This window comes from Chamaesiphon sp. VAR_69_metabat_338 (assembly GCF_031423935.1).
In the GTDB taxonomy this organism is placed as follows: Bacteria; Cyanobacteriota; Cyanobacteriia; order Cyanobacteriales; family Chamaesiphonaceae; genus Chamaesiphon.
Window position 1 is genome coordinate 1 of record NZ_JANPGM010000368.1, and the last position, 2,687, is coordinate 2,687.

The window sequence follows — 2,687 nt, forward strand, 5'->3', positions numbered from 1 at the left end:
CTGGGGAAAGTATTCGTACTAAACCGCGAATGCACCAACGCCAACGCGCTCTCCATGTCAGGATCTTGGAGTTCGGGGAAATATTGCCCCACCTGCACGGGCATCAACATCCCCTTATACACGATCGTCCGCGCCGATATACTCGCTACATACCAATGCACATCGACATTCGCCGCCCGAATTGCCGTATGCGCCAGCTTCCGAATCACAAACAACTTCCGCTCGAAGGCTAACTCATCCGCCAATTCGGGAGATTTAGCAACAAACACCTGCTGCATAAATGGTTCACTCGATCGAGCCGTCTCACCCAAAGAACTATTATCCGTCGGCACATCCCGCCAACCTAATACTTTCAAGCCTTCCGCCGCCGCAACATCAGCGAAGATCTGCCGACTCTGCGATCGAATCGCCGAATCTGGCGATCCATACACCGCCCCGACTCCATACTGTCCCGCTGCGGGTAATTCAATCCCCTCAGCCTGAGCCACCTTCTGCATAAATTTGTGGGGCACCTGCATCAAAATCCCCGCCCCATCACCCGTATTTGTCTCGCAACCGCACGCGCCACGATGATCGAGATTAACCAAAATTGTCAGTGCTTGCGCCACAATCTGATGCGACTTCGCCCCCTTCATCTGCGCGATAAAACCGATACCGCAAGCATCGTGTTCAAACTGAGGATCGTATAAACCTTGTTTGCTGGGTGGTTGGATGGTATTCATACTTGGATCGATCGCTTTAAGGGTGTTTGAGTAGTCAATGCCAGTTTTACGGACAGCATGGGTATTCTACTTCGCCTTATATTGTCGATCGATCCCAGTCGATCGGGCGTTCACCGATACAAAAGTTTGCCCTCTGATACAAATATTCAGGGATGCGGAGCAATGGAGATTAAAGCCGTTATAATTATTGTTTTGTTTGAGAGTAGCAATACCGGGCTAGCGCAGAGAGTTGTAAATGATGGAATATAAGAAAGCTGGGCTGACAAATGAATATTACCACTAGGAGCTTGCAAACAATCTTCTTGAATTGTCCGGTTCGCTCGATTAGAGCAAAAATTCAACAACTAACTCATACAACATTAAAATCATGGGTGACGCAAAAAGAAGAAAGAAGCTAGATTCCAATTTTGGTAGAAGTCAATCACCAAAATTACAAATAGATACTTCTCCAAAAACAGGGAATTTTATTATTGCCTGTAGTCACTGTGGCTACTGGTTAGATTCTGCCAGCAAAATCAAAGATGCAGAATTAGTATTGAATACGGCTTTGGAAATTCTAAAAGAATATCCGATTAATAAATTTACTCCAGAAAACTGGAGCAAATGGATGAAAATTCATCATGAAAAAATTCCAATGGTTGATGCAGTGATGTTAAGCGTGACGGAAAAAGATAAAGATGAAATTCTTGAAATATATCAAAAACACGGAGGAATACCATTAGATTATCCTGGATATAAAACTAATATGTTTAGTGAAGTTATTGATATTAATGCGGAGTCTTAAAGATCTATTTTAAATAGCAGAAGGGTTTAGGGCAAACAAAATTAGCACTAAACCCGATCGACAATACCATAATATTTGCCCACCAACACAGATTTGGTTGGCGATCAATTTTCATTTTGGTTAGTGATATTTCTCCCCGTAGGTTGGGCTGAGCATCGAAACCCAACAATTCCAGTGTTTGAGGTTCGATCGATCGGTATTGAGGAGTATGTTTATATCCTGTCGGAATGCTCGATCGATTAGCTACTTCGAGAAACCAGACAGTTTCAGTGTTTGAGGTTCGATCGATCGCGATTGAGGAGCATTTTTATATCCTGTTGTAATGATCGATCGATTATCTACTTTGAGAAAGCCAACGATTCTAGTGTTTGAGGTTCGATCGATCGCTATGGAGGAGCATCTTGATATCCTGTCGGAATGATCGCTCAATCTTTGGTGCGATGGTTTTGGGATCGATATATTTACTCCAAAGACCAATCTTCGATCGTTAGTCCTGGCACTTGTCCAAAATCTTTCTGATTGCGAGTAACAATAATACCACCATGAGCGAGAGCGATTGAAGCAATTCTCAGATCTTGCGTTCCAATCCGAATTCCTTGCTGTCGAAATTGTCGAAAATAAGTATCAGCAGATCGATCGTATTTCAGAATTTCTAACTGAGAGAATAGAGAGAACGTTGCCATCAATCGATCGTAAGCCAAAATCAAAGCTTCAGGATTTTGTGCTTTCCGAATCTGCGCTAACCGTCCACCATATTGCTCCTCAACTGTTATCACCGTCGTTTTGATGATTAGATTATTTTGCCTAGCAATCCGAATACGAGTACAAACCTGTGAATGATTCCGTTGATAAAGACTCAAGATATCAGTATCAACAACATATAAATTCATCGATAATCCTCGGTCAAATCCACCTCATTACGATAATTATTCACTTCTGTCAAAAAGTCTTCAAAAGTTGGATCGTCCTGAAAGATACCCATATTATCTATCCAAGGATCGTTTCTTTCTTCAGTTACTTTACTAGGTATATCTATATCGATTGTTACTAATTTTCCATTCCTAAATTGAGCATCTAGGATAACTTTAAGTTTATCGATCGCTTCTTTTTCCGTCATTCCATTAGCGGTTAGATTTGGCAATCCAATAACAGATGCCATAAACTCGCTCTCGGCTGGATTT

At 42.1% G+C, this 2,687-nt stretch carries 3 protein-coding genes and 1 pseudogene; 1 reads left to right on the forward strand and 3 read right to left on the reverse strand.

Annotated elements, in window-relative coordinates:
- Window positions 1-722, reverse strand: a pseudogene (locus RMO84_RS10360) (glutamate synthase subunit alpha); the annotation flags it as partial.
- Between the two features lie 367 nt (window positions 723-1,089).
- Between RMO84_RS10360 and RMO84_RS10365 the strand changes: the two are divergent.
- Complete coding sequence (locus RMO84_RS10365) at window positions 1,090-1,506, forward strand: hypothetical protein (RefSeq protein WP_310488387.1); 417 nt, start codon at window positions 1,090-1,092, stop codon at window positions 1,504-1,506.
- 461 nt (window positions 1,507-1,967) lie between these two features.
- Here RMO84_RS10365 and RMO84_RS10370 read toward each other — a convergent pair whose 3' ends face one another.
- Together RMO84_RS10370 and RMO84_RS10375 are read right to left on the reverse strand one after the other, a co-directional pair.
- Complete coding sequence (locus tag RMO84_RS10370) at window positions 1,968-2,396, reverse strand: type II toxin-antitoxin system VapC family toxin (protein WP_310488388.1); 429 nt, start codon at window positions 2,394-2,396, stop codon at window positions 1,968-1,970.
- The coding region (locus tag RMO84_RS10375; protein WP_310488389.1) for a hypothetical protein at window positions 2,393-2,687 on the reverse strand (295 nt) is incomplete at its 5' end. The genes RMO84_RS10375 and RMO84_RS10370, both read right to left, overlap by 4 nt.

What these genes read in the sequence shown, in the direction of transcription:
- RMO84_RS10365 (WP_310488387.1), top strand. Translation starts at nt 1,090, where the DNA reads ATGGGTGACGCAAAAAGAAGAAAGAAGCTAGATTCCAATTTTGGTAGA.
- RMO84_RS10370 (WP_310488388.1), bottom strand. Translation starts at nt 2,396, where the DNA reads ATGAATTTATATGTTGTTGATACTGATATCTTGAGTCTTTATCAACGG.